The following is a 25,594-nucleotide window of genomic DNA, read 5'->3' on the forward strand; positions in this document are numbered from 1 at the left end:
GCCGCATCGGTGAAGGCGCAGCTGGAGAAGGGCGCGCGCGCGCTGTCGTCGGTGGTCGATTACGTGGTGGCGAACGCGAAGCAGGACCCGAACGCGGTGTTCGCGGGCAGCGTGTCGTACCTGAAGCTGGCGGGCGTGGTGTTGTGCGGGTGGCAGATGGGCCGTGCGCTGGTGGCGGCGCAGGCGCAGCGCGCAAGCGACCCGGCGTTCTTCGACGCGAAGATCGCGATCGCGCAATGCTATGCGGAACACGTGCTGGTGCAGGCAGGCGCACTCGAGGCGTCGATCGTCGGCACGAAAGGCAACGAGAGCGTGCTCGCGTTGACGGAAGACCAGTTCTGATTCCGCAACCTGCCCGATGAAACGACAAAGGCGCCCGAAAGGGCGCCTTTGTGCTTGATGCCGGGCCGGCCTCCCGCCTGGCGGCGGGATGCCGCGGCTTGCGCTTACGCGTACGCCGGGCGCGTCTGGCCGGCCACGTCCTTCAGGTAGCGGTGCACCGACAGGTCGTCGGCCTGGATCGCCGGCATCTTGCCCGAGATCAGGTCCGCGAGCAGTTGGCCCGAGCCGCACGACATCGTCCAGCCGAGCGTGCCGTGGCCGGTGTTCAGGAACAGGTTCGACACGGGCGTGCGGCCGACAATCGGCGTGCCGTCCGGCGTCATCGGGCGCAGGCCCGTCCAGAACGTGGCCTTCGACGTGTCGCCGCCGCCCGGGAACAGGTCGTTCACGCACATTTCGAGCGTTTCACGGCGCGCCGCGCGCAGGTTCTTGTCGTAGCCGACGATTTCCGCCATGCCGCCGACGCGGATGCGCTGGTCGAAGCGCGTGATCGCGATCTTGTACGTCTCGTCGAGCACGGTCGACACGGGCGCAGCTGCTTCGTTGACGATCGGCGCGGTGATCGAGTAGCCCTTCAGCGGATAGACGGGGATCTTCATCAGGTTCGAGATGAAGCTGGTCGAGTACGAGCCGAGCGCGACGACGTAGGCATCTGCGCGCACCGTTTCGCTGCCGCACTGTACGCCGGCGATCTTGCCGCCCGCGATCGCGAGCGCATCGATCGGCGTGTTGTAGCGGAACTTGACGCCGAGCGATTCGGCGAGCGCCGCGAGGCGCGTCGTGAACAGCTGGCAGTCGCCCGTTTCGTCGCCCGGCAGGCGCAGGCCGCCCGTCAGCTTGTGCGAGACGGCGGCGAGCGCCGGTTCGGCTTGCTTCAGGTCGGCAGGCGACAGCAGTTCGAACGGCACGTTGGCTTCCTTCAGGACGGCGATGTCCTTCGCCGCACCGTCGAGTTGCTGCTGCGTGCGGAACAGTTGCAGCGTGCCGCCCGTGCGTCCCTCGTACTGGATGCCGGTATCGGCGCGCAGCGCCTGCAGGCAGTCGCGGCTGTATTCGGCGAGGCGGACCATGCGGCCCTTGTTGACCGCATAGCGCTCGGCCGTGCAGTTGCGCAGCATCTGCCACATCCACTGGAGCTGGAAGCGCGTGCCGTCGAGCCGGATCGCGAGCGGCGCATGCTTTTCGAACATCCACTTGACGGCCTTCAGCGGCACGCCGGGCGCAGCCCACGGCGCGGCATAGCCAGGGGAGATCTGGCCGGCGTTCGCGAAGCTCGTCTCGAGCGCAGGGCCGGCTTCCCGGTCGATCACCGTGACTTCATGACCGGCACGCGCGAGGTAATACGCGCTTGCCACGCCCACCACACCGCTGCCCAGAATGACGACTCGCATAGCTGCTCCAGATGGAAGGGACCAGGTCGAGGCCGGGCGCACATGCATCTCCGTGTAACCTCTAGCTGATCTAGTTTTTTGCGCTATGGTATTGTCGAATCTGTAGGTTTTGTTATCGTATTTTTCAGGTTTTCAGTATAAACAAATGAGAACGCAACGGCAGCCCGTGCGCTCGCTCGACAAGCTCGACCGGCGCATCCTCAAACTGCTCCAGGACGATGGCCGGATGGCGATGAAGGACCTCGCGGAACAGGTCGGCCTGACCGTCACGCCGTGCATCGAGCGGGTGCGGCGCATGGAGCGCGATGGCGTGATCACCGGCTATCACGCGCGGGTCGACCCGCACCAGCTGGATGCCGCGCTGCTGGTGTTCGTCGAGATCACGCTCGGTCACAAGGGCGGCAACATGTTCGAGCAGTTCCGGCGGGAAGTGATGAAGATCGACGAGGTGCTCGAATGCCATCTGGTGTCCGGCGATTTCGACTACCTGATCAAGGCGCGCATCGGCGAGATGGCCGACTACCGGAAACTGCTCGGCGACATCCTGCTGCAATTGCCCGGCGCCGTGCAGTCGAAGAGCTATGTCGTGATGGAGGAAATCAAGGAGACGTTGACGATCGCGGTTGGCGATTGACGCGCCGGCGGCCGGTTGCCGGGCCCTTGATCCCGTGCTTGGCATGCTGCGCCCAATACTGTATAAATATACAGCATTGGGCGCAGGTGAACGGGTGGGCACATGGACGAACGATCCGACAACGAATTTCCGGTTGCGCCGCCCGCGCCCCGCAAGGGGCGCGGTGCGGTCGACAACCTGCAGGGGCGATATGAGCTGGCGCAGCGCGAAGCGGTCGACGACGGCTGGACGCACGAGTCGGACGATGCCGATTTCCCCGCGCCGCTGCGTACGCAGGTGTTCGAGGAGCGCGCGAAAAGCATTCTGACGCATAACCAGTCGCCCGACATCCCGTTCAGCGTCTCGCTCAATCCGTACCGCGGCTGCGAGCACGGCTGCATCTATTGCTTCGCGCGGCCGACACACAGCTATCTCGGCCTGTCGCCGGGGCTCGATTTCGAAAGCCGCATCTATGCGAAGGTCAATGCGGCCGAACTGCTCGAGCGCGAGATTTCGCGGAAGCGCTACGTGCCGGAGCCGATCGCGCTCGGCGTCAACACCGATGCCTACCAGCCGGTCGAGCGCGACCTGCGCATCACGCGCAGCGTGATCCAGGTGATGCACGATCGCGGGCTGCCATTCGCCGCGATCACGAAGTCGTCGCTGATCGAACGCGATCTCGACCTGCTCGCACCGATGGCCGGGCGCGGTCAGGTGATGGCGGCGGTCACGATCACGACGCTCGATGCGGAACTCGCGCGCACGCTCGAGCCGCGCGCGGCGACGCCGGCGCGCCGGTTGCGTACGATCCGCGCGCTGCGCGACGCCGGCGTGCCGGTTGGCGTGAGTATTGCGCCGGTCATTCCGTTCGTGACCGAACCCGATATGGAACGCGTGCTCGAGGCGTGTGCGGAAGCCGGGGCGACGCATGCAAGCTACATCATCCTGCGGTTGCCGTGGGAGGTCGCGCCGCTGTTCAAGCAATGGCTCGCCGCGCACTTTCCCGACCGCGCGGAGCGCGTGATGAACCGCGTCCGCGACATGCGCGGCGGCAAAGACTACGATTCGGATTTCTCGAAACGGATGAAGGGCGAGGGGATCTGGGCCGACCTGTTGCGGCAGCGCTTTCGTCAGGCCGTCAAGCGGCTCGGATTGAATGAGCGCACGAACGGCATTCTCGATCTGTCGCAGTTTCGCGGTGCGCCGGCCTCCACGGTGCCGGTGCCGCGTGTCGCCGTTCGTGCCGCCGGCACGAAGGCACGTGACGACATGCAGTTGAACCTGTTCTGAGCGGTGCGCGATACCGTCGCGCGCGCTGGATGGGTTCCGCTTACTGCGAAATCTGCTTGGCCGCTTCGACCTGCGATTCGAAATACGTCTGGAACGACAGCGCGAGTGCGGTCATCAGCAGGAATGCGCCGATCAGCAGCGAGAAGATCACCACGAAGATCACGGTCCAGCCCGACTGGCTGTGCTTGCCTGTATCGGCGTTGAATTGCGCATCCCATTTTTCGTCGGGGCGCAGCCCGTACACGAGCGCGGCAAGGAACGCCGCGAGCAGCGAGATTGCGCCGGGCACCGCGAGCCACCAGCCGAGTCCGGCGGTGCGCTGGGTCGCGGCGAGCAGCAGGAAGCCCGGAATGCCGACGATCGTCGCGAGCAGGTGCGCCCAGCCGTACACGTCGCGAAAGCCGTACAGATAGAAGCGGTGCGCGCCGAGCGATCCGAGCAGGAAGGCGAGTGCGGCGGTAAGCGTCTTGGAGCGGAAGCGGCGGGCTGGTGCGGTGCTGCTGGACATGGATGGCGGCGTGTTGTCGTTGGCATGGGTGGCCGGCGGGCCGGCGCGGGCGCGCGGCCCGCACGCATTCTACGATGCCCGGTCGGGCCCGGTCACCCCTGTCCTGCGTCAAGGTGCCGCATGGGTCGTGCGGTAGATCGGGCATGCCTCTTCGTCGCTGGCGAGCAGCGAGGCGTCCGGTAGCGGCAACTCGCCGGCAGTGCGTCTCCGCGCCGAGTTGTCGGGGTGTCCTCGGCCCGTGACGAACCGGGTTTGGCCGGCTTGGAGCTGGTGTCCACCGAGACGACGGCGCGCAGCGCGCGATAGCCGGCCTCCGTGCTGCGGTTCCGCGAGCCGTGTCCAGCGATGAACGCGCTGTCGTGTACGGCCCTGGAAGCGTCGGCTCTGTATGGAGGCGCATGCCGGGTACGATAACGTGTGCGCTCAGCGTCAATGCCGCGGGGCGGCCGGCAAGCGCCGTCGCTGGCGAAGATCGGGCGTATCGCCGCCGTGGCAGTATGGAAAGCCGAAGCCGAAGCCGAAGCCGAAGCCGAAGCCGAAGCCGAAGCCGAAGCCGAAGCCGAAGCCGAGATCGGCGTGGGCGTGGGTGGTGTGGGCAGTGGGCGAGCCGGCCGTCGCCATGATCGAGGCGCAGAATGCGCGGCATGGCGTATATATGGAGAGTGCCGTCGCGACAGGCGATGCCGGCAGGCATGTCGCCCCCGAACGCGTCCGCTTGGTGCGCAATGATCCGTCCCTCACGTATCAAGAATGCATGTGCGCGGCTGTTCCGTGTACCGACATACAGGATGTCGCGTGACGATCACGCCATTTCGTGCGCTTCCGGTGCCGCGTCGATTGAGACTTCCGCATGAAAACCGAATGGCGCGACGAGTTCCGCTGCCGGCAACGGCGGTGCTGACACCTGTACGGATGCGAGGCCGGCAGGGCTGGCAGGCAGCGCCGCGAAGCGGTGCTGCGAGTGGCGCGTCGAGGCGCCGCGAAGGCGCGACGCGACGGCGGAGAACGTGCCGGACACGGCGATTGCACGCACGGCGGACAGGGCGCCCATGGATTTTTTACGCGTAAGTGTTTGTTGTACCTCTGGTTTCCAGCTATAATCGCGTGTTTCAGTAGTTTCGAACCCGGTTTTCCCGAAGGACATCATATGGTTATCATCCGTCTGGCTCGTGGCGGCTCGAAGAAGCGCCCGTTCTACAACATCGTCGCTACCGATTCGCGCAACCGTCGTGACGGCCGCTTCATCGAGCGCGTCGGCTTCTACAACCCGGTCGCCACGAAGGGCGAATCGCTGCGTATCGCTCAGGATCGCCTGACGTACTGGCAAGGCGTTGGCGCGCAACTGTCGCCGACCGTCCAGCGTCTCGTGAAGGAAGCGCAAAAGGCGCAACCGGCTGCCTAACATGGCACGGTGTGCCGGTCGTGCCGGCTGTGAGGTGCATTGATGGCGGGTCACGATTCCGGTAATGCAAGGCGCGGGCGTGCGTCGTTTGGCGCATTCGTCCGCAAGCCGGTCGAGCGCGAGGCTGTCGCGAACGCCGGCGAGGTTGCCGAGCAAGACAATCTCGAGGTGGCGCAGGCCTGGCCTGACGATGCCGTCGAGGTCGGGGCGGTGGTCGACGCCTACGGCCTGAAAGGCTGGCTCAAGGTTGCGGCGCATGCCGACGCCGGCCGCGGTGGCGACGCGCTGCTCAAGGCGCGCCGCTGGTGGCTGGAGCGAGGTGCGGAGCGGCTTTCCGTCCGCATCATGCAGTCGAAGACGCACAGCGACACCGTCGTTGCGCAACCCGCGGGCGTCAGCGACCGCGATGCCGCGCTTGCCATGCGCGGCTTTCGCGTGTTCGTGCGCCGGGAAGATTTCCCGGCATTGGCCGCGGACGAATTCTATTGGGTCGACCTGATCGGTCTCGAAGTCGTCAACGAGCAATCGGTGGCGCTCGGGAAGGTGAGCGGGATGATCGACAACGGCGTGCATTCGATCATGCGTGTCGAGTATCCGGCGACCGGCAAAGACGGTCAGCCGACCACCGACGAACGGTTGATCCCGTTTGTCGGCGTATACGTCAAAACGGTGGATCAGGCGGCGCGTCGCATCGTCGTCGACTGGGAAGCCGATTACTGAAATGAATCAGGTTACCGAGAGCGCGGTGCAGTTCGACGTCGTCTCGCTCTTTCCCGAGATGTTCCGTGCACTGACCGACTGGGGAATCACCAGCCGGGCAGTCAAGCAGGGGCGATTCGGGCTGCGCACCTGGAATCCGCGTGATTTCACGACGGACAACTACCGCACGGTCGACGATCGGCCGTACGGCGGCGGTCCGGGCATGGTGATGCTGGCCAGGCCACTCGAAGCCGCGATCGACGCCGCGAAAGCGGCGCAGGCGGAGCAGGGTATCGCGAGCACGCGTGTCGTGATGATGTCGCCGCAGGGTGCGCCGCTCACGCACGATCGTGCGATGCGGATGGCGCAGGAGCCGGGCGTCGTGGTGCTGTGCGGCCGCTACGAGGCGATCGACCAGCGCCTGCTCGACCGGTGCGTCGACGAGGAAATCAGCCTCGGCGATTTCGTCCTGTCCGGCGGAGAGCTGCCGGCGATGGCGATGATGGATGCCGTCGTGCGGTTGTTGCCCGGTGTGCTGAACGATTCGCAGTCGGCCGTGCAGGACAGTTTCGTCGACGGGTTGCTCGATTGTCCGCACTACACGCGCCCGGAGGAATACGACGGCGTGCGTGTGCCGGACGTGCTGCTCGGCGGGCATCATGCCGAGATCGAGCGGTGGCGGCGGCAGGAAGCCTTGAGAAATACGCTGCGGAAGCGGCCGGACCTGATCGTTCGGGCGCGCCGCGAGAAGTTGTTGAGCCGTGCCGACGAGGCGTGGCTCGCGAGCCTCGCACGCGAAGCGAAGGACGCCTCCTGAGGCGGTGTCGCGAGCGGGAATTGGCGGTGCCGTGCATGCGTGTGCGGCGCCTGATGTGAATCCATCCTCTATCGGGGCCAGGCCTGTCAGCAGGCGGGTGCCAACGCCGACACGATGGCATAAGGAGTCAGTAATGAATCTGATCGCAAAACTTGAGCAGGAAGAAATCGAGCGCGCGCTCGCCGGCAAGACGATCCCCGAATTCGCCCCGGGCGACACGGTGATCGTGAACGTGAACGTGGTTGAAGGTAACCGCAAGCGCGTTCAGGCTTACGAAGGCGTCGTGATCGCGATTCGCAACCGCGGCCTGAACTCGAACTTCATCGTTCGCAAGATCTCGTCGGGCGAAGGCGTCGAGCGTACGTTCCAGACGTACTCGCCGCTGCTGGCAAGCATCGTCGTGAAGCGCCGCGGCGACGTGCGTCGTGCGAAGCTGTACTACCTGCGCGAGCGTTCGGGCAAGTCGGCTCGTATCAAGGAAAAGCTGGTGTCGAAGGATCGCGCCGCAGCAGCTTCCCAAGAGTAAGAGCTGTAAGGAAAAAGCACCCACCCGGGTGCTTTTTTCATTCTGGCGCGACAATATGCTCGACATGACACGAACCCGAGAGCTCCATTGAATCGTCGCCCCATCATCGATCCCGAAGTCCTGCCGGTCGAAGGCACCGGTGCCGGCCTGCCCGGCATCGAGCCGCACCTGCTGACGCCGTCCGGTTTGCGCGACCGCTTCGCGCGCACGCTCGAATGGAGCGTCGAGCCCGGCGAGGCGAGGCTGCAGGAGGGCGTCGATCCGCGTAGCGCGGCGGTCCTCGTGCCGCTGGTTGCCCGCGAGTCGGGTCTCACCGTGCTGCTGACCCAGCGTGCCGACCACCTCAACGACCACGCCGGACAGATCAGTTTTCCGGGCGGTCGTCGCGAACCGTTCGATCGCGATGCGACCGCAACCGCGTTGCGCGAGGCGAAGGAGGAGATCGGGCTGGCCGCCGAGCGTGTCGAAATCCTCGGTGAACTGCCCGACTACCTGACCGGCACGGGGTTCTGCGTGACGCCGGCGGTCGGCCTCGTGCATCCGCCATTTACCGTGCAGGCCGATACGTTCGAAGTTGCCGAGATCTTCGAAGTGCCGCTCGCGTTCCTGATGAATCCCGCGAACCACCAGGTCCGCGTGTTTCGCTGGGAAGGCGGCGAGCGTCGTTTTTTTGCGATGCCCTACCCGAACGGCGAACCGGGCGGCCATTACTTCATCTGGGGCGCAACTGCCGGCATGTTGCGCAATCTGTACCGCTTCTTGGCCGCCGGCTAGACGTGCACACCGGCCGGCGCGCGCGGCCGGCTGCCGGGCGACCGCGCCGGCAGCCATGCGGGGCTTACGCTGTGCTATCGTTATGCAAAAAATGACATAACTCCGAAGACGGCGCCACGCATGACTTTCTTTTCGGTTCTCCTCGCCCTCATCATCGAACAGGTCCGCGCGTTGTCGCCGAACAATCCGGTGTTCGCGCTGTTCCAGTTTCATGCGGAAACCGTCGCACATGGTCTCGACGCAGGCAAGCAGAAGCACGGCATCCTCGCATGGCTCGCGGTCGTGCTGCCGTGGGTGCTGATCGTCGCGCTGATCTATTTCCTGCTGTACAAGGTGAGCTTCGTGCTCGCCTTCATCTGGAACGTCGTCGTCGTGTACTTCACGCTCGGCTTCCGCCAGTTCAGCCACTACTTCACCGACATCCATCTCGCGCTCAACAATGACGACGTGCCGCGCGCACGCGAAATCCTGCACGAGTGGACGGGCATCGACACGGTCGACATGCCGGTCGGAGAGATTGTCCGCCATACGCTGATTCATGCCGTTGTCGCGTCGCATCGCCACGTGTTCGGGGTGTTCTTCTGGTACGTGCTGCCGATCGGCCCGGCCGGCGCCGTGCTGTACCGGATTTCCGAATACCTTGCACGCAGCTGGTCGACGCCGGGCGACGACCGCACGGCCGCCTTCTCGACGTTCGCGCAGCGTGCGTTCTTCGTGATCGACTGGATTCCCGCGCGACTCACCGCGCTCGGTTTCGCGATCGTCGGCAATTTCGAGGATGCGATCTATGCGTGGCGCAACCACACGCGCCAATGGCCCGATCCGAACGACGGCGTGCTGCTGGCAGCCGGCAGCGGGGCGCTCGGTGCGCGGCTCGCAGGGCCGCTCGCGGAGCCGTCGAGCCTCGACGCGCTGGCGGTCGGCGACAGCGGCCCGCTGGCGGTCGGTGACGATTGCACGCCGCGCACGCTGCAGTCGGCGGTCGGCCTCGTCTGGCGCGCGGTGATCCTGTGGATGATCCTGCTGCTGATGCTGACGCTTGCCGTCTGGGTGTCGTGACGAGACACTGCGGTACCTGATGAAAGGAAAGAAAAAGGCCGGCGCGATGCCGGCCTTTTTGCTGTGGTCAGTCGTCGCGCGGATCGCGTACGGCGCCGCACTGCCAGCACGCGGTGAACTGCGCGTCGAGCGCCTCGCCGCAGTGCCGGCAACGCCACGGCGCGGCACTCGGCGACGGGCCGTGCGATGCCGCATCGAGGAGCCGGCGGGCGAGTGCGTCGTCGCGCTCGTCATCGAGCCACAGCTCGGGTGTGCACGCATCGGCGGGCAGGCCGCCAAGCGCGCCGGTCGCGTAGCAGTTATGCAGCTCGCAACCGATGCCGGCCACCTGAAGCACGTTGGCCCAATGCTGGGCTGTCGCAAGATCGGGTGCCTTGAAACGCATCGCGGCTCCTGTCGGTGAAGGCCGGCCGCCCGGCTGCCGGCCGCCGCGCACGTGACGCGCGGTCAGCGGACGATCTGGCTCGCCTCGTGCACGAGCTGGGCGTACAGCGCATGCCGTGTCGGCGCGATGCGGCCATCGGCGACGGCTTCGAGGATCGCGCAGCCCGGTTCGTGCAGATGATGGCAATTATAGAAACGGCAGTCCGCTAGCAGCGGGCGGAACTCCGGAAAGGCGCGCTCGAGGCGGCCTTCCGTCAGGTGGTAGAGGCCGAATTCCTGGAAGCCCGGCGAATCGATCAGCGCGCCGCCGCCCTGCAGCGGGTAGAGGCGGGTGAACGTCGTCGTGTGACGGCCGCTGTTGAGCGCGGCCGAAATCTCGCGCGTCGCGGCTTCGGCATCGGGAACGAGCAGGTTCACGAGCGTCGACTTGCCCATCCCGGACTGGCCAAGCAGGATCGTCGAATGCCCGGCGAGATGCGGCATGAGCTGCGCGCGCGCATCGTCGGGCGCACCCTTCACGGACAGTTCGAGCACGTCGTAGCCTAGCGCGCGGTACGGTGCGAGGCGCTCGCGCGCGACCGGCAGCGCGGCTTCGACGTCGATCTTGTTCAGGACGACAAGGGGCTTCAGCTCGTTCGCCTCGGCGGCGATCAGCGCGCGGCCGAGCAGGTCTTCGCTGAAATAGGGCTCGGTCGCGAGCACGATCAGCAACTGGTCGAGGTTGGCCGCGAAGAGCTTCGACTTGAACTGGTCGGAGCGATACAGCAGGTTGCGCCGTTCGCCGATCTCGACGATCACGCCCTGGTCGGCCGACGCGTGTTCGTACACGACGCGGTCGCCGACCGCGATGTCGCTCTTCTTGCCGCGCGGGAAGCACTGCAGCATCGCGCCGCCGTCGTCGGGGGCGACGATGTAGTGGCGCCCGTGCGCCGCGATCACGCGGCCTTCGGCACGCTGCGCGCCGGACGCGCGCGGGGCCGGCTTGCGGGTCGGCCGGCTCATGCGTGCTGCAGCAGGCGGTCGATCCGCTGCGAAGCGGGCGGATGCGAGTAGTAGAAGGCCGTGTAGACGGGGTCGGGCGTCAGCGTCGACGCGTTGTCCTCGTAGAGCTTCACGAGCGCGCTGACGAGATCCTGTGCGTCGGTCTGGCTGGCCGCGAACGCGTCGGCCTCGAATTCGTGCTTGCGCGACGTGAGGCTGCCGAAGGGCGTCGCGAAGAACAGGAACACGGGAATCGCGAGGAAGAACAGCACGAGGGCGACGCCCGCGTTGCTCGTGTCGAGCGACGGCGTGACGCCGAGCCCCGTGTAGAACCACGTGCGTTGCGCGAGCCAGCCGAGCAGCGCGAGCAGCACGAGGCTCAGCACGAACGACACGAACATCCGCTTCATCACGTGGCGACGCTTGAAATGGCCAAGTTCGTGCGCGAGCACGGCCTCGATCTCCTGGCCGGACAGGCGTGCGAGCAGCGTGTCGAAGAACACGATCCGCTTCGATGCGCCGAAGCCCGTGAAGTATGCGTTGCCGTGTGCGGAGCGGCGGCTGCCGTCCATCACGAACAGCCCCTTTGCCGCGAAGCCGCAGCGCTTCATCAGCGATTCGATGCGGGCACGCAGCGCGTCGTCCTTCAGCGGCTCGAACTTGTTGAAGATCGGGGCGATGAAGGTCGGGTAGATCAGCAGCACGAGCATCTGGAACGCGACCCAGACGATCCAGGTCCACAGCCACCACAGGCTGCCGGCCTGGTTCATCAGCCACAGCACGACGAACAGCAGCGGCAGGCCCAGAGCGGCGCCGAGCAGCGAGTTTTTCAGCATGTCGGTGAAGAACAGCCGTTTCGTCATCCGGTTGAAGCCGAAACGCTGCTCGATCCCGAACTGGCGGTAATACTCGAACGGGACATCGATCGCGCTCATGATCATGAGCACCGCGGCGACGAGGGCGACCTGCTGCCCGTAGCCGCGGCCGAGCCAGCCGGTGAGCAGCGTGTCGAGCGCGCCGACGCCGCCGAGCAGCGTGAGACCGACCAGCACGGCCGCGCTGACGACGATTTCGAGCATGGTCAGCCGGGTGCGCTCGACCGTATAGTCGGCCGCACGCTGGTGGGCGGTCAGCGGGATGGTTGCGCTGAACTGCGCGGGGACGCCGTTGCGATGCGCGGCGACGAAGCGGATCTGCCGCGACGCGAGCCACAGCTTGGTGACGACCATCGCGAGCACGGCGAGCGCGAACAGCAGGGTGAACGAAAAGGGTGACATCGAAGGCGCCAAAGGGTTCTATGCGAGAATTATATGTTCTTGCGGACCGGGCCCGCTGATGCGATACCGGCCGCCCGGGCGGCGCCGCGCGCCGTCCGCCATTTTCCAGGATGACTCATGACCGATACCGCCGCTTCCACCAGCCAGCCCGCGCTCGTGCGCAACGAGTTGAACCTCGTCTGGCTCGACATGGAGATGACGGGCCTCGACCCGGATAACGACCGCATCATCGAGATCGCGGTCGTGGTGACCAACTCCACGCTCGACATCGCCGTCGAAGGCCCCGTGTTCGCGATCCATCAGAGCGACGAAACGCTGGCCAAGATGGACGACTGGAACAAGTCGACGCACGGCCGCTCGGGCCTGATCGACCGCGTGCGCGCGTCGACCGTGACCGAGGCGGAAGCCGCCGCGCAGCTGCAGGCGTTCCTCGCGCAGTACGTGTCGCCCGGCAAGTCGCCGATGTGCGGCAACTCGATCTGTCAGGATCGCCGCTTCATGGCGCGCTGGATGCCGGAGTTCGAGCGCTTCTTCCATTATCGCAATCTCGACGTCAGCACGCTCAAGGAGCTGTGCCGCCGCTGGCAGCCCGCGATCTACAAGGGCTTCCAGAAGCGTGCGATGCATACGGCGCTCGCGGACATCCACGAGTCGATCGACGAGCTGAAGTATTACCGCGAGCATTTCCTGATTCCGGCCGCGTCGGCGTCGGCAGGCGAGTCCGCGCCGGCCGCCTGAGCGGGCCGGCATGCGCTCAGCGCGGCGCGCGCTGCGCGCTTTTCGGCCGGAACGCCGCGACGATCGCGGCGTCGGTCTCGATGTACGGGCCGCCGATCAGGTCGATGCAGTAGGGCACCGCGGCGAAGATGCCGGGCACGGTCGACTTGCCGTCGGCGTCGCGCAGCCCTTCGAGCGTTTCCCGGATCGACTTCGGCTGGCCGGGCAGGTTGATGATCAGCGCCGCATGGTCGGCCGTCTCGCGGATCACCGCGACCTGTCGTGACAGGATCGCGGTCGGCACGAAATTCAGGCTGATCTGCCGCATCTGTTCGCCGAATCCCGGCATTTCCTTCGTCGCCACCGCCAGCGTGGCCTCGGGCGTCACGTCGCGGCGCGCGGGGCCCGTGCCGCCCGTCGTCAGCACGAGGTCGCACCCCGCGACGTCGACGAGTTCGGCGAGCGTGGCGGAGATCGTCGGTGCGTCGTCCTGGATCAACCGCGTTTCGGCGCGCCACGGCGACGTCAGCGCGCCGGCCAGCCAGGCCTGCAGCGCCGGAATGCCCTTGTCCTCGTAGACGCCCGCGCTCGCCCGGTCGCTGATCGACACCAGGCCGACGACGAGCTCGTCCGGGTGATTACGCTTCGTCGTCATGGTCGTCCCCGCCGTCGTCCGGCGCTTCGTCGTCCGCATCGGGCGTGCCGGCCGCGGTCTTGATCCACTGGAACAGCTCGCGGAAATAGCGCGGCGGCTTGCCTTGCTGCGCTTCCTTGCGTGCGTTGCGGATCAGCGTGCGGCCTTCCTGGATGTCGGCTTCCGGGTGCTGGCGCAGGAATTCGGTCAGCGCGTCGTCGCTCGCGAGCAAGTGTTCGCGCGTGCGTTCGATCCAGTGCAGGCGGGCCGTCGCGGCCTTGTTCACGCCGCGCTGCGCGTCGAGCGCGGTGCGCAGCGCGGCCGTCTCGTCGTCGGTCAGCGTGCGCATCACGCGGCCGACGTACTGGAGCTGGCGGCGCTTGCCTTCGTGATCGGTGATCCGGCGCGCCTCGCGCACGGCGTCGGCGAGGGCTTCGGGCATCGGCATGCGCTTGAGCGCATCCTTCGGCAGGTCGACGAGCGCCTGGCCGAGTTCCTGCAGCGCGTGCATCTCGCGCTTCAACTGGGATTTGCTGGGGCGATCGTAGCCATTGTCGTCGTCTTCGACGGCATGCTCGATCGGCTGGATTCGGGTTTTGCGTGTCATGGCCGGCATTGTATCGCGCCGCGGACACCCCAAGACACCTCAAGCTTGTCGGTATCCGGCCCCGGACCTTGCTATGATCGCGGGATACGCAAAATTTTGACCATGCGGGCGCCCGCCCGCCACCGGATATCACGACGATGGCAGCCAATCTCGACGTACAAGCGCGCTATTTCCCGCACACGCAGGACCAGCTCAAAGAAATCGCCTCGGACATCCTTCGCCATGCGAAGGCACTCGGCGCGACGGATGCCGCGACCGAAATCTCCGAAGGCGACGGCCTGTCGGTGTCGGTGCGCCGCGGCGAAGTCGAAACGATCGAGCACAACCGCGACAAGATGGTCGGCGTGACCGTGTTCATCGGCAAGAAGCGCGGCAACGCGAGCACGTCGGACTTCTCGCCGGGCGCGATCAAGGATACCGTGGCCGCCGCCTACAACATCGCGCGCTTCACGGCCGAAGACGAGGCGGCCGGCCTTGCCGAGGCCGAACTGCTCGAAACCGACCCGCGCGATCTCGATCTCTATCACCCGTGGGCGTTGACGGCCGACGAGGCCGTCGAGCTCGCCCGCCGCGCGGAAGACGCCGCGTTCGCGGTCAGCCCGCAGATCCGCAATTCGGAAGGCGCGAGCGTGTCGGCGCAGCATTCGCAGTTCGTGCTGGCGACGTCGCGCGGCTTCCTTGCCGGCTACCCGTACTCGCGCCACTACATCGCGTGCGCGCCGATCGCGGGCAGCGGCCGTCACATGCAGCGCGACGACTGGTATTCGTCGAAGCGCAGCGCGATCGATCTCGCGGCGCCCGAAGCGGTGGGCCGTTACGCGGCCGAGCGCGCGCTCGCGCGGATGGGGGCGCGTCGCCTGGACACCCGCAAGGTGCCCGTGCTGTTCGAGGCGCCGCTCGCGGCCGGCCTGCTCGGCGCGTTCGTGCAGGCGGTGAGCGGCGGCGCGCTGTACCGCAAGACGTCGTTCCTCGTCGACAGCCTCGGCAAGCCGGTGTTCGCGCCGCATATCCAGGTCGTCGAGGATCCGCACGTGCCGCGCGCGATGGGCAGCGCGCCGTTCGACGAGGAAGGCGTGCGCACGCGTGCGCGCAGCGTCGTCAAGGACGGCGTCGTCGAAGGCTACTTCCTGTCGACCTATTCGGCGCGCAAGCTCGGCACGCAGACCACCGGCAACGCAGGCGGCTCGCACAACCTCGCACTGCGCAGTTCGAACACGCAGGCGGGCGACGATTTCGACGCGATGCTGAAGAAGCTCGGCACGGGCCTGCTGCTGACCGAACTGATGGGGCAGGGCGTGAACTACGTGACGGGCGACTATTCGCGCGGCGCGGCGGGCTTCTGGGTCGAGAACGGCGTGATCCAGTATCCGGTCGAGGAAATCACCGTCGCGAGCACGCTGCAGGAGATGTTCCGGCATATCGTCGCGATCGGCGCCGATTCGATCGTGCGCGGCACGAAGGAAACGGGCTCGGTGCTGATCGAGCAGATGACGATCGCCGGGCAGTAAGCGGCGCGCGGCGTCGGCCGCCATCGAATGAAAAAAAGCCCGATCGGCGTGAGCCGGTCGGGCTTTTTCGTTGCGGGCGATGCGTCAGCCGCGCTTGCGTTCGTACACGACGAACGCATAGCCGAAGGTGTTCGGCGCATTCGCCTCGTGCGGATCGCGCGACACTTCCCGCCAGTGTGCGGCGTCGGGCGCAGGGAACGACGCGTCGCCGTCGAAGTCGGCATCGATCTCGGTGACGATCAGCTTGTCGGCGAGTGCGAGACCTTCCGTGTAGAGTTGCGCGCCGCCGATCAGGAACGCCTCGGGCACGCCGTCGCTGGCGGCAACCGCCAGCGCGTCGGCGAGCGACGTGACCGTGTCGCAGCCGTCGAAGCGTCGTGCCGCGTCGCGCGTCACGACGATATTGCGGCGGCCCGGCAGGGGCCGGCCGATCGACTCGTGGGTCTTGCGGCCCATCACGATCGGGGCGCCCATCGTCGTGCGCTTGAAGAAGGCGAGATCCTCGGGAAGTTTCCAGGGCAACTGGTTGTCGCGGCCGATGATGCCGTTGCGGGCGCGCGCGACGATCAGGGTCAACGTCGTCATGAAGGTCGGGGAGAGGAAAACCGGAATGGCGCCGATTCTACCGGAACGGCGGCGCGCGCCGGATTCCGCGCGCGCCGCCGCGCTTGCACGGCGTGCCGCGGCGTCCGACGCAACGCGCCGCGACGGCATGAGAATGAATAAAAAGCGTGCCCGCCGGGGGACGGGACACAAAACCGTTTCGCGTTGCGAGATCGAGCGCGCCCGGCCCCGCTCGATAGGGTCCTGCCTGTTCAAATCAATATGGTATCCTATCCAATGAGTCGCACCGCGCATTACTGACGCGCACTGCCTTGCGCATGCTCTTCCGTCACGTGCTGCACGTTGCCTGGCTGCGGTGCCGGAAGCGGCGTCGGTGTGGGCAACAAAGGCGGCGGAATCTCGTCCCACAGCGTCACCGACGACCTGCCGGCCGACAGCGGCGCGGACACGGTCACGATGCCGGCGTCGTTGCCGCGCTGCATGCTCGGCGCGTTTGCGGCCAGCAGCATCGCGCGATCCGGCGGCGCGCTTTCGTCCGCGCATGCCGGCGCGGGCGGGCCGACTGCCGCGAGCACGATGGTCACCGCCCCGAAAGAAAGTGAAAGAAGTTTTCGCATGGTCGCTGTCTCCGACGTATTCCGCATTCAGCGAAATGCATGCCATCGCGCCGGGACCGTTGTCGACACTGCGATTGCCGCGCGAGCGTTGAGAATTGTGGCGGAAAGCGTTCGAAAATGTTTCAGGCCTGAAACGATGGGGCTCGGGAATACTGCGGATTCAATCGATGCGCTTCAAGGACGAGAATCGTCGCATGTGTCGATGAACGAATGTGTCGCTGTGCGAGTGCTATGTGCAGACGATTGACATGCATCGATATCCTGAGCGATTCGGCCGTGTCGCTCGCCGCGCTGAAATCGGATTGTCGTATTCAGTGCCTATAACTACGCTGTCTTGATCAAATAACAACTGGACGCGAGATAAGCGCCATCATGCGAGGCTTTGTCGCTGCCGCGCATAGGCATGGCGAATCGAGCTGCCTTCGGCTGACCCGATTCGATCCTTTTCGCACGCAACCTGGCGTGCACGGCAATCGTTAGACGGTTGATGAACGGGGTGGGCATATGGGAGCCGATCTGCGGCATGTGATCTATTATTCGCGCGAACCGAACGACGCGTTGCGCGGCCATTTCGACGAATGCGGCTGGCGAGTCGATCTCGCGGAGACCGTGCGGGACGTCCGCCGCGTCGTGCAGCACGGAGTCGCGACGGCCGGGCTGCTCGATTTCTCGCCGGGCTTCAAGCCGTCGGACCTGCGCGAACTTGAATCCTGTCTGAGCATCCAGCACATCGGCTGGATCGCGGCGACGCGGCGCGGCCAGTTGCAGGACGCCACGCTGCGGCATCTCATTCGCGACTATTGCTTTGACTACGTCACGATGCCGTACGAGACGTCGCGGATCGTCGAGACGGTCGGTCATGCGCACGGCATGGTCGCGCTGACCGATCCCGTTGCGCCGCCCGTCGGCGCCGGACGCAGCGAAGGCGAAATGGTCGGCACCTGCGATGCGATGCTCGGACTCTTCAGGACGATCCGTCGCGTCGCGGCGACCGACGCGCCGGTGTTCATCTCCGGCGAATCGGGTACCGGCAAGGAACTGACGGCGGTCGCGATTCACGAGCGCTCGTCGCGGGCGCAGGCGCCGTTCATCGCGATCAACTGCGGTGCGATCCCGTCGACGCTGTTGCAGGCCGAACTGTTCGGCTATGAGCGCGGTGCGTTCACCGGTGCGAACCAGCGCAAGATCGGCCGCGTCGAAGCGGCCAACGGCGGCACGCTGTTTCTCGACGAGATCGGCGATTTGCCGCTGGAAAGCCAGGCAAGCCTGCTGCGCTTCCTGCAGGAAGGCAAGATCGAGCGGCTCGGCGCGCATGCGTCGGTGCCCGTCGACGTGCGCGTGATCTGCGCGACGCACGTGGACATGGAGGCGGCGCTGCGCGAAGGGCGGTTCCGCGAGGACCTGTTCCATCGCCTGTGCGTGCTGAAGATCGAGGAGCCGCCGCTGCGCGCGCGCGGCAAGGACATCGAGGTGCTCGCGCGCCACATGCTCGAGCGTTTCAAGGGCGACGCGCATCGGCGCCTGCGCGGCTTTTCTCCGGATGCGGTCGCGTCGCTGTACGGCTATTCGTGGCCGGGCAACGTGCGCGAGCTGATCAATCGGGTGCGTCGCGCGATCGTCATGTCGGAGGGGCGGATGATCACCGCGGCCGATCTCGAGTTGAACGACTATGCGACGCTCGCGCCCGTGTCGCTGCTGGAGGCGCGCGAGGCGGCCGAGCGGCAGGCGATCGAGCAGGCGCTGCTGCGCCACCGGGGCCGTTTCGCGGATGCCGCACGCGAGCTCGGCGTGTCGCGCGTCACGCTGTACCGGCTGATGTGCGCGCACGGCATGCGCGATCGCGGCGACACGCTGGCAGGGTTTTCGGCGCCGTTGCCGGAGCTTCCGCATCACGCTTGCTAAAATTGGCGGGTACGGCCGCCCCCCGCGGCCGAAGGAACCCGCATGAAACAGTATCTCGATCTCGTTCGTACCATTCTCGATACCGGCACCTGGCAGGAGAACCGCACGGGGATCCGCACCATCAGCATGCCGGGCGCGATGCTGCGCTTCGACCTGCAGGAGGGCTTCCCGGCCCTGACGACCAAGAAGCTCGCGTTCAAGTCCGCGATCGGGGAACTGGTCGGCTTCCTGCGCGCATCGCGCAGCGCGGCCGATTTCCGGGCGCTCGGCTGCAAGGTGTGGGACGCGAACGCGAACGAGAACGCGCAATGGCTCGCGAACCCGTATCGCGAGGGCGTCGACGATCTCGGCGACGTGTACGGTGTGCAATGGCGGCAGTGGCCGGGCTACAAGGTGCTCGATGCGGGCGCCGACGCGCAGATCGCCGATGCGACGCGCCGCGGCTTCCGGATCGTCACGCGTTTCGACGAGGACGGCGTGCCGAAGGTGCTGCTGTACAAGGCAATCGATCAGTTGCGCCAGTGTCTCGACACGATCATGGAGAACCCGGGCGACCGCCGCATCCTGTTTCATGCGTGGAATCCGGCCGTGCTCGATCAGATCGCGCTGCCCGCGTGTCATCTGCTGTACCAGTTCCTGCCGAACGCCACGAAGCGCGAGATCTCGCTGTGCCTCTACATCCGCAGCAACGATGTGGGGCTCGGCACGCCGTTCAACCTGACGGAAGGGGCGGCGCTGCTGTCGCTCGTGGGCCGGCTGACGGGCTACACGCCGCGCTGGTTCACGTATTTCATCGGCGATGCGCACATCTACGAGAACCAGCTCGACATGCTGCAGCAGCAGCTCACGCGCGAGCCGTACGAAAGCCCGCAGCTCGAGATCGCCGCGCGCGTGCCCGACTACGCGAAAACCGGCGTCTATGCGCCCGAATGGCTGGATCAGATCGAGCCGTCCGATTTCTCGCTCGTCGGCTACCGCCACCATGAGCCGCTGACCGCGCGGATGGCGGTCTGAGCGCCGGCACGGGCAGGCGGCCTCGCCGATCCCCGTGCGGCAGAAAGCAGGCCTGACCGGCAGATGCCGGCCAGGCCTTTTTGTTTCACGTTTGCGGCGCCTACTGGTGGTGACGCTCGTCGTGACCGCCTGGCGGCGGGTTGTTCGAATGCGGCGCCTCGACGTGCGGCGCCGGTTGCGGCCGCGGCTCGACATGCGGGGCGGGCATCGATGGCCGCGGCTCCATGCGTGGCGCCTGCGGCTGCGGGCGCGGCATGTCGTGCACGGCGGGAGCCGGCGGACGGTACTCGTTCACGTGCGGCGGCGCGACTTCGCGGTGTGGCGCCGGTTGGGAGAAATCGGCGCGCGGTTGCGGTGCCGGGGCGGCCCGTTCCGGTTGCGCGTGCTGGGCCGGCGTCGGGAAGTCGGGGCGCGGACGCGGCTGCGGGATCTGCGCAACGCCGTCGAGCCTCGGTTGCGGCAGTGCGCGTGGCGCTTCGTTTCGAGCGTTGGGCTGCGCCCCCCGCGAGTCCGGCGAGCCGTCCGGGCGCGGCATTGCCGCGCTGCGGACAGGCGGCAGCGCATTCTGTCCCGGCGGGTGCAGGGCGGTCGGCGGGGCGGGGCGCTGGCGCTCCATCGGCGTGTGCGGCTGCATCCACGCGGGCGACGGCGCTTCGGCTGCATGGGCCTCGCCGATGCCGGAAGGGAAGTTGCCGGCCGTCGGCGGGTGCGGGACGCCGTTTCCTGCCCCGAATGCCGGATGCGGTGTCGGGCTTCCGGACGCCAGGGTCGTGCCGCCGGTTGCGAAGCGCGGCGCATTGGCGTCTGCACCGTTCGCCGACCGCGCGACATTCGGAGCGCCCGGCATCGGTACTCCGGGCCTGCCGGCCTGCCCGGCGGGCGGCTGGCCTTCGCGCGGCTCGCGTGCCGGCTGTACGACGGGGCCGTGCGGATTCACGAGCTGCACGTTGTGCATCGCCCATGCACCGCCGCCCGGGTTGCCCGGAGCGCGGACCGGACGAGCCGTATAGTCCGCCGGTACGCTCGTCTTCACGACGGGGGCGCCGGCGCCCGGTACGCGCCCGCCTTGCTGCACGAGGCGGGCCGCGGCCTGGTCGCGGTACGCGGCCGGCACGGCGGGATTGCGCGTCGCGACGTACGGGTGCTGGGCGAGCGCCGCCGGCGGGCGGTAGCTCGCATTGCGCAGCCCGCCGGTAAAGCTCTGGCTCACCGGCGCAATACCGGGGGTTCCCGGCGTGACGCGCGTATTGCGCCATTGCTGCGGATCGACGTGCTGCGAGAAGTGCGCGACAGGCTGGCCGTGCACGAACGCGGACGCCGGGACGGCCGTGATCGCGTGCGGTGCGCCGAAGTTCACGTACGTCTTGTTGATGTTGGTGATATTGGTGATGTTCGTCACGTTCACGGTCTTGTTCACGTTGACGTTGTTCACCACGATGTTGCGGTTCACGCCGTCGTAGTAGTGCGGGCTCCAGCCGCCCCAGCCCGGGTGCCACGGCTCGCCCGGGCCGAGCGCGAACCACGCGCAGCCGGCCGCGGCGATGCCGCCCACCGTGAGCGCGACACTCCAGGCGGGGCCGCCGCCGCCGCCCACGAATGCGACGAGCGCCGGCGCATAGACCGGCGGCTGGCTGACGACCAGCGGACCGGGGACCCAGGCCCAGCTATCGTCCACGTACGCCCAGCGGCCGTAGTGATACGGCGCAAAACCCCACGGCGCGTCGTCGACCCACGTCCAGCCCCACGGCGCCTGCCAGATCCAGTGGCCGTCGTGATACGGCGCCCAGCCGGCCGGCGTGTCGTTCGGCACCCATACCTCGCCGTAGTTCGGCGTGTCGCGCCACGAGCCGTTCGCGTCGAGATCCTGATAGCCGGGGATGTCGCGCGATACGTAGCGGGCCGACACCGAGCGCTCCTCGGCCATGTCGCGGCTGGCCGCCCACCGGTCGAGCGGGTCGGGGGCCGGCGCGGCCGATTGCTGGGCAACCTGCAGGTCGGTGCCCGTGAACACGACCTGCTGCCCGGGCGACAGCGGGTACTGCCCGTTGCTGCCGTAGGCGGTCGCGCTGCCGCTGCGTAGCGTGACCGTCGTGCTCGCGCCGTTCGGTGCGACATCGACGCGATAGTCGCCGGGGCCCGTGATGCCGAGTGCGAGATTCGGCGTGTCGATTTCATACGATCCGCCGGCCGGCAGGTTGCGCACGTGCGTCGATACGGTGCCGAGGCCGACTTTCAGCTGCGTCGTCGTGTCGTCGAGGTTCAGCACCGACAGGCTCGTCGATTCGCCGAGCCGCACCGCGGTCGAACCGATGTGCAGTTCCGAGCGCGCGCCGGCGTCGTTCCAGAGCTGGTCGCCGGTCGTCAGCGGCCGGTTCACGGCGGCATACGACCAGGTATCGGTGCCGGCCGGCTCGGTCGTTACCGCGCCCGACAGGTAATCGAGCCGTGCGACGCGGCCGGGCGGATCGCCGCCGGGTTGTGTCGCCGCGGCCGCATAGGGCGCGGTGCCGGACGATTGTGCAAATGCAGCGGGGAGGGTCGCAAGCGCGACGAACGCGAGGAGGGTGCAGCGGGCGGTTCGCTTGAGCGTGAACGGGGTGGCCATGGTGAGCGTCTTCGTCGTTATCGCGGCGCGTCGATTCGTGCCGCTGAGTTCACAATATCCGCCCGGCCTGTTTCAATGCTCGATGTTTTGTAAGTCGAATGGCACGCGATGTAACAAAACCTGTCCATCGCGCGCCTTTGTCGTGCAGTCGCAATGCAGGCGTCAAGCAGACGTAAGCCACGCGTCGAAAACCTGCTGCCCGGGGACTGTGACGCGCAGCACGCGCGGCCGTGCGGAGCGCTCGATCCAGCCGTGCGCGCAGAAGCTTTCGAGCAGCGCCGCGCCCAGCGCACCGCCGAGATGCGAGCGTCGTTCGCTCCAGTCGAGGCAGCCGCACGCGAAACGGCGCCGGCGCGTGCGCTGCTGCGCGACGTCGATGCCCCATTGCGCGAGCGCCTGCGTGCCGAGTTCGGTGGTTTCGATCGCATCGCCGTCCGCAAGCAGCCAGCCGCGCGCGGTGAGCCCGTCGAAGATGCGCACCGCGAGTTCGCCGGCCATGTGGTCGTAGCAGGTGCGCGCGTAGCGCAGTTCGGCCGGGACCGCGCGTGACGGCGGCGGAACCGGGCGATGCGGCGCGGCCGCGCGGGCGACGTTCGCAAGCGCTTCGAGCGATGCCGCGATGTCGGCCGACGCGATGCGGTAGTAGCGGTGCCGGCCGCGCACGTCGAGCGCGAGCAGGCCGCCTTCGGTCAGCCGCGCGAGATGGGCGCTTGCGGCGGACGGCGACAGCCCCGCGATCATCGTCAGTTCGCCGGCCGGTCGTGCGCTGCCGTCCATCAGCACCCACAGCATCGCGGCGCGCCCGGGGTCGGCGATCAGTGCGCCGATACGGCTCAGCCCCGGAAAATGGTGGTCGTCTTGATCGGTCATCGTCGTGTCTCGTCGGGCAGGATGATCCGCAGTGTAGTCGGTGCGGGTATTCGATGTTTCGCGTTCGGCTGAAATGTCGGATGCATCGGCGGCGTCGGCGTGGCGAACCGTCCCGCGGCCCGTAGCGGCGCACGCGTAGAATGGCGGGACGCGACGGCAACGGGCCGTCGCACGTGACGCGATGCAACGATGAAGACGATTTTCTGTTTGCTGGCGGCCGCGCTCGTCTGTGCGGCCTGTGCGCAGGGCGGCGCGAGCGCCGCCGGCGAGCGCGGCGGCAGCCTGGAGATGTACGGGACGATCGACCAGGGCATCACGGTGCGCCGCTGAGCGGCGCCGCCTGGCGGCACACCGGGTGCGGTCGTCCCGGCCGCGCCGCCCGGGGCGCGCCGCGACGCATTGCCGCAGTGCAACGTATAATGGCCCGATTACAGCGCCCCTGCCGCATGGAGCCAACAAGATGTCCCAATCGTCCCCCGTACCGGCCGCTCTCGACCGCACCGAAACCGTATTCCGCTTCCTCGCCGAGCCGTCGTCCGTGAACTTCGGCGGCAAGGTGCACGGCGGCGCGCTGATGAAATGGATCGACGAGGTTGCGTATGCCTGCGCGGCAGTCTGGTCGAGCCGCTATTGCGTGACGGTCAGCGTCGGCAACATCCGTTTCCAGCGTCCGATCCTGGTCGGCAATCTGGTCGAGTTGAAGGCGCGCGTGGTCGCAACGGGCCGCACCAGCATGCACATCCACGTATCGGTGCACGCCGGCGATCCGAAGGGCGGCGTGCTGCGCCAGACGACCGATTGCCTGGTCGTGTTCGTCGCGGTCGACGAGAACGGCAACCCGGTGCCGGTGCCGCCGTTCGTGCCCGAGACCGACGAGCAGAAAGTGCTCGCGAAGTATGCGGCCGACGTGCGGGCCGCGCTCGACAAGATCGTCGAGATGAAGCCGGAAGAGGTCGCGAAGGGCGCGGTCTGACCCGCCGGGCGCCGCGCATCGCGCCGCGCCCGCCTTCACGCCGTTACCGCGACCCGATCATCTGCTCCGGGCGCACCCACGCGTCGAATTCCGCCTCGGTCAGGTAGCCGAGCGCGAGCGCGGCCGCCTTCAGCGTCGTGCCTTCCTTGTGCGCCTTCTTCGCGATCTGCGCGGACTTGTCGTAGCCGATGTGCGGATTGAGCGCCGTCACGAGCATCAGCGATTCGTTCAGCAGCAGGTCGATCCGCGCGCGGTTCGGCTCGATGCCCACCGCGCAGTGGTCGTTGAAGCTCTGCGCGCCGTCGGCGAGCAGCCGCACCGATTGCAGCACGTTATGCGCGATCATCGGCCGGAACACGTTCAGCTCGAAATTGCCGCTCGCACCGCCGACGTTGACTGCGACGTCGTTGCCGAACACCTGGCAGCACAGCATCGTCACGGCCTCGGACTGCGTCGGGTTCACCTTGCCCGGCATGATCGAGCTGCCCGGCTCGTTTTCCGGAATCGACAGCTCGCCGAGCCCGCAGCGCGGGCCGCTCGCGAGCCAGCGGACGTCGTTCGCGATCTTCATCAGGCCGGCCGCGACCGTCTTCAGCGCACCGTGCGCGAACACCAGCGCGTCGGCGGCCGCCATCACCTCGAACTTGCTCGGCGCCGTCACGAACGGCAGCTTCGCGAGCCGGCCGATTTCGTCGGCGACGCGCACCGCGAACTCCGGATGGGCGTTCAGCCCCGTGCCCACCGCGGTGCCGCCGAGCGCGAGCTCGTACAGGTGCGGCAGCGCCGACTCGACGTGGCGGATGCTCTGGTCGAGCTGCGCAACGTAGCCGGAAAACTCCTGGCCGAGCGTGAGCGGCGTCGCGTCCTGCAGGTGCGTGCGGCCGATCTTCACGATGTCGGCGAACGCCTTCGACTTCGCATCGAGCGTCGTGCGCAGCGTGCGCAGCGCCGGCAGCAGATGATTGACGATCGCGTACGCGGCCGCGACGTGCATCGCGGTCGGGAACACGTCGTTCGACGACTGGCCCCGATTCACGTCGTCGTTCGGATGCACCTTGCGCGCCTCGCCCCGCTCGCCGCCCATCAGTTCGCTCGCGCGGTTCGCGATCACCTCGTTGAGGTTCATGTTGGTCTGCGTGCCGGAGCCCGTCTGCCACACCGCAAGCGGGAATTCGCGCGGATGCTTGCCGGCGATGATCTCGTCGGCGGCGTCGATGATCGCGCGCGCCTTGTCGTCGGCCAGCACGCCGAGCGACTGGTTCACGGCCGCCGCCGCGCGCTTGACGATCGCCAGCGCGTGGATCAGCTCGGGCGACTGCTTCTCGGTCGAAATCCGGAAATTCTGCAGCGAACGCTCGGTTTGCGCGCCCCACAGCCGGTCGGCCGGGACGGCGATCTCGCCGAACGTATCGCGTTCCATCCGAACTGCTTCGTTCATGATGCACTCCTCCAGGAAAGGGGAAAGGCCGCGCGTCGTTGCGCGGCATCAGACGTAATCAGACGTATCGTGAGGCAGTCGC

General features: G+C 67.1%; 29 protein-coding genes. 15 read left to right on the top strand and 14 right to left on the bottom strand.

Translation table 11 applies throughout. The features are described from left to right. A partial coding sequence (locus GQ56_RS0117915) for an acyl-CoA dehydrogenase C-terminal domain-containing protein (protein ID WP_031399970.1) occupies positions 1–342 on the top strand: 342 nt, incomplete at its 5' end. Positions 343–446: 104 nt separating this feature from the next. On the opposite strand, the gene GQ56_RS0117920 is transcribed toward GQ56_RS0117915, so the two are convergent. After that, positions 447–1,733 carry a D-amino acid dehydrogenase gene (locus tag GQ56_RS0117920; protein WP_031399971.1) on the bottom strand — a complete coding sequence of 429 codons (1,287 nt, stop codon included), beginning with the start codon at positions 1,731–1,733 and terminating at the stop codon, positions 447–449. Positions 1,734–1,878: 145 nt separating this feature from the next. Here GQ56_RS0117920 and GQ56_RS0117925 point away from each other — a divergent pair, with 145 nt between their 5' ends. Beyond that, complete coding sequence (locus GQ56_RS0117925) at positions 1,879–2,367, top strand: Lrp/AsnC ligand binding domain-containing protein (RefSeq protein WP_011351353.1); 489 nt, start codon at positions 1,879–1,881, stop codon at positions 2,365–2,367. Between the two features lie 102 nt (positions 2,368–2,469). Beyond that, positions 2,470–3,636, top strand: a complete 1,167-nt coding sequence (locus GQ56_RS0117930; RefSeq protein ID WP_031399972.1) for a PA0069 family radical SAM protein — start codon at positions 2,470–2,472, stop codon at positions 3,634–3,636. A 40-nt stretch (positions 3,637–3,676) separates the two neighbouring features. Here GQ56_RS0117930 and GQ56_RS0117935 read toward each other — a convergent pair whose 3' ends face one another. The 3 genes from GQ56_RS0117935 to GQ56_RS46545 form a co-directional block, all read right to left on the bottom strand. Further along, complete coding sequence (locus tag GQ56_RS0117935; protein ID WP_031399973.1) at positions 3,677–4,144, bottom strand: NINE protein; 468 nt, start codon at positions 4,142–4,144, stop codon at positions 3,677–3,679. 429 nt (positions 4,145–4,573) lie between these two features. Then, a complete protein-coding gene (locus GQ56_RS46540; protein ID WP_052007269.1) occupies positions 4,574–4,765 on the bottom strand; it encodes a hypothetical protein in 192 nt (63 codons plus the stop codon). A gap of 181 nt (positions 4,766–4,946) precedes the next feature. Then, on the bottom strand, positions 4,947–5,291 hold the full coding sequence (locus GQ56_RS46545; protein ID WP_152601779.1) for a hypothetical protein: 345 nt from the start codon (positions 5,289–5,291) through the stop codon (positions 4,947–4,949). Here GQ56_RS46545 and rpsP point away from each other — a divergent pair, their 5' ends adjacent. From rpsP to GQ56_RS0117970, 6 genes are all read left to right on the top strand, one after another. Beyond that, positions 5,292–5,546: a 30S ribosomal protein S16 gene (gene rpsP / locus GQ56_RS0117945; RefSeq protein ID WP_006476550.1), complete on the top strand. Its 255-nt coding sequence runs from the start codon at positions 5,292–5,294 to the stop codon at positions 5,544–5,546. Between the two features lie 42 nt (positions 5,547–5,588). Next, positions 5,589–6,266: a ribosome maturation factor RimM gene (gene rimM / locus GQ56_RS0117950; protein WP_031399974.1), complete on the top strand. Its 678-nt coding sequence runs from the start codon at positions 5,589–5,591 to the stop codon at positions 6,264–6,266. Position 6,267: 1 nt separating this feature from the next. Next, complete coding sequence (trmD, locus tag GQ56_RS0117955) at positions 6,268–7,062, top strand: tRNA (guanosine(37)-N1)-methyltransferase TrmD (protein ID WP_031399975.1); 795 nt, start codon at positions 6,268–6,270, stop codon at positions 7,060–7,062. Positions 7,063–7,195: 133 nt separating this feature from the next. Then, a complete protein-coding gene (gene rplS, locus GQ56_RS0117960) occupies positions 7,196–7,588 on the top strand; it encodes a 50S ribosomal protein L19 (RefSeq protein ID WP_006753174.1) in 393 nt (130 codons plus the stop codon). A gap of 87 nt (positions 7,589–7,675) precedes the next feature. After that, a complete protein-coding gene (locus GQ56_RS0117965; RefSeq protein WP_031399976.1) occupies positions 7,676–8,362 on the top strand; it encodes a CoA pyrophosphatase in 687 nt (228 codons plus the stop codon). 120 nt (positions 8,363–8,482) lie between these two features. Beyond that, on the top strand, positions 8,483–9,421 hold the full coding sequence (locus GQ56_RS0117970; RefSeq protein WP_031399977.1) for a CobD/CbiB family protein: 939 nt from the start codon (positions 8,483–8,485) through the stop codon (positions 9,419–9,421). Positions 9,422–9,488: 67 nt separating this feature from the next. On the opposite strand, the gene GQ56_RS0117975 is transcribed toward GQ56_RS0117970, so the two are convergent. The 3 genes from GQ56_RS0117975 to GQ56_RS0117985 form a co-directional block, all read right to left on the bottom strand. Next, positions 9,489–9,806, bottom strand: coding sequence for a putative signal transducing protein (locus GQ56_RS0117975; protein WP_031399978.1), 318 nt, complete (start codon positions 9,804–9,806; stop codon positions 9,489–9,491). 62 nt (positions 9,807–9,868) lie between these two features. Beyond that, positions 9,869–10,807 (bottom strand): ribosome small subunit-dependent GTPase A, encoded by a 939-nt coding sequence (rsgA, locus tag GQ56_RS0117980; RefSeq protein WP_031399979.1) that lies wholly within the window; start codon positions 10,805–10,807, stop codon positions 9,869–9,871. After that, a complete protein-coding gene (locus GQ56_RS0117985; protein ID WP_031399980.1) occupies positions 10,804–12,063 on the bottom strand; it encodes a M48 family metallopeptidase in 1,260 nt (419 codons plus the stop codon). The genes rsgA and GQ56_RS0117985 overlap by 4 nt, the downstream gene beginning before the upstream one ends. A 117-nt stretch (positions 12,064–12,180) precedes the next feature. Between GQ56_RS0117985 and orn the strand changes: the two genes are divergently transcribed. Next, the gene (gene orn, locus GQ56_RS0117990) at positions 12,181–12,801 is read left to right on the top strand and encodes an oligoribonuclease (protein ID WP_031399981.1); all 621 of its coding nucleotides are present in this window, start codon (positions 12,181–12,183) and stop codon (positions 12,799–12,801) included. Positions 12,802–12,817: 16 nt separating this feature from the next. On the opposite strand, the gene mog is transcribed toward orn, so the two are convergent. Beyond that, complete coding sequence (mog, locus tag GQ56_RS0117995; protein ID WP_031399982.1) at positions 12,818–13,435, bottom strand: molybdopterin adenylyltransferase; 618 nt, start codon at positions 13,433–13,435, stop codon at positions 12,818–12,820. Beyond that, positions 13,419–14,021 carry a ribosome biogenesis factor YjgA gene (yjgA, locus tag GQ56_RS0118000; RefSeq protein ID WP_321029197.1) on the bottom strand — a complete coding sequence of 201 codons (603 nt, stop codon included), beginning with the start codon at positions 14,019–14,021 and terminating at the stop codon, positions 13,419–13,421. The genes mog and yjgA overlap by 17 nt, the downstream gene beginning before the upstream one ends. A 137-nt stretch (positions 14,022–14,158) precedes the next feature. Between yjgA and pmbA the strand changes: the two genes are divergently transcribed. Beyond that, positions 14,159–15,529 carry a metalloprotease PmbA gene (gene pmbA, locus GQ56_RS0118005; protein ID WP_031399984.1) on the top strand — a complete coding sequence of 457 codons (1,371 nt, stop codon included), beginning with the start codon at positions 14,159–14,161 and terminating at the stop codon, positions 15,527–15,529. Positions 15,530–15,613: 84 nt separating this feature from the next. Here the strand turns inward: pmbA and GQ56_RS0118010 are convergent, their stop codons facing one another. Together GQ56_RS0118010 and GQ56_RS0118015 are read right to left on the bottom strand one after the other, a co-directional pair. Then, a complete protein-coding gene (locus tag GQ56_RS0118010; protein ID WP_031399985.1) occupies positions 15,614–16,114 on the bottom strand; it encodes a dihydrofolate reductase in 501 nt (166 codons plus the stop codon). Between the two features lie 272 nt (positions 16,115–16,386). Continuing rightward, complete coding sequence (locus GQ56_RS0118015; RefSeq protein WP_031399986.1) at positions 16,387–16,710, bottom strand: hypothetical protein; 324 nt, start codon at positions 16,708–16,710, stop codon at positions 16,387–16,389. 504 nt (positions 16,711–17,214) lie between these two features. Here GQ56_RS0118015 and GQ56_RS0118020 point away from each other — a divergent pair. Together GQ56_RS0118020 and GQ56_RS0118025 are read left to right on the top strand one after the other, a co-directional pair. Further along, positions 17,215–18,612, top strand: coding sequence for a sigma-54 dependent transcriptional regulator (locus GQ56_RS0118020; RefSeq protein WP_031399987.1), 1,398 nt, complete (start codon positions 17,215–17,217; stop codon positions 18,610–18,612). 42 nt (positions 18,613–18,654) lie between these two features. Beyond that, entirely contained in the window at positions 18,655–19,626 is a 972-nt protein-coding gene (locus GQ56_RS0118025; RefSeq protein ID WP_031399988.1) for a thymidylate synthase, read from the top strand. Positions 19,627–19,726: 100 nt separating this feature from the next. On the opposite strand, the gene GQ56_RS0118030 is transcribed toward GQ56_RS0118025, so the two are convergent. Beyond that, complete coding sequence (locus GQ56_RS0118030) at positions 19,727–22,231, bottom strand: DUF6600 domain-containing protein (RefSeq protein ID WP_031399989.1); 2,505 nt, start codon at positions 22,229–22,231, stop codon at positions 19,727–19,729. Between the two features lie 162 nt (positions 22,232–22,393). Further along, positions 22,394–23,101 (bottom strand): ArsR/SmtB family transcription factor, encoded by a 708-nt coding sequence (locus GQ56_RS0118035; protein ID WP_031399990.1) that lies wholly within the window; start codon positions 23,099–23,101, stop codon positions 22,394–22,396. Positions 23,102–23,290: 189 nt separating this feature from the next. Between GQ56_RS0118035 and GQ56_RS46060 the strand changes: the two genes are divergently transcribed. Continuing rightward, a complete protein-coding gene (locus GQ56_RS46060) occupies positions 23,291–23,431 on the top strand; it encodes a hypothetical protein (protein WP_006757662.1) in 141 nt (46 codons plus the stop codon). 130 nt (positions 23,432–23,561) lie between these two features. Beyond that, entirely contained in the window at positions 23,562–24,074 is a 513-nt protein-coding gene (locus GQ56_RS0118045; protein ID WP_031399991.1) for an acyl-CoA thioesterase, read from the top strand. Between the two features lie 43 nt (positions 24,075–24,117). Here GQ56_RS0118045 and fumC read toward each other — a convergent pair whose 3' ends face one another. Continuing rightward, positions 24,118–25,512 carry a class II fumarate hydratase gene (gene fumC, locus GQ56_RS0118050; RefSeq protein WP_031399992.1) on the bottom strand — a complete coding sequence of 465 codons (1,395 nt, stop codon included), beginning with the start codon at positions 25,510–25,512 and terminating at the stop codon, positions 24,118–24,120. Between the last annotated feature and the right edge of the window lie 82 nt (positions 25,513–25,594).

This window comes from Burkholderia paludis (genome assembly GCF_000732615.1).
Taxonomy (GTDB): Bacteria; Pseudomonadota; Gammaproteobacteria; order Burkholderiales; family Burkholderiaceae; genus Burkholderia; species Burkholderia paludis.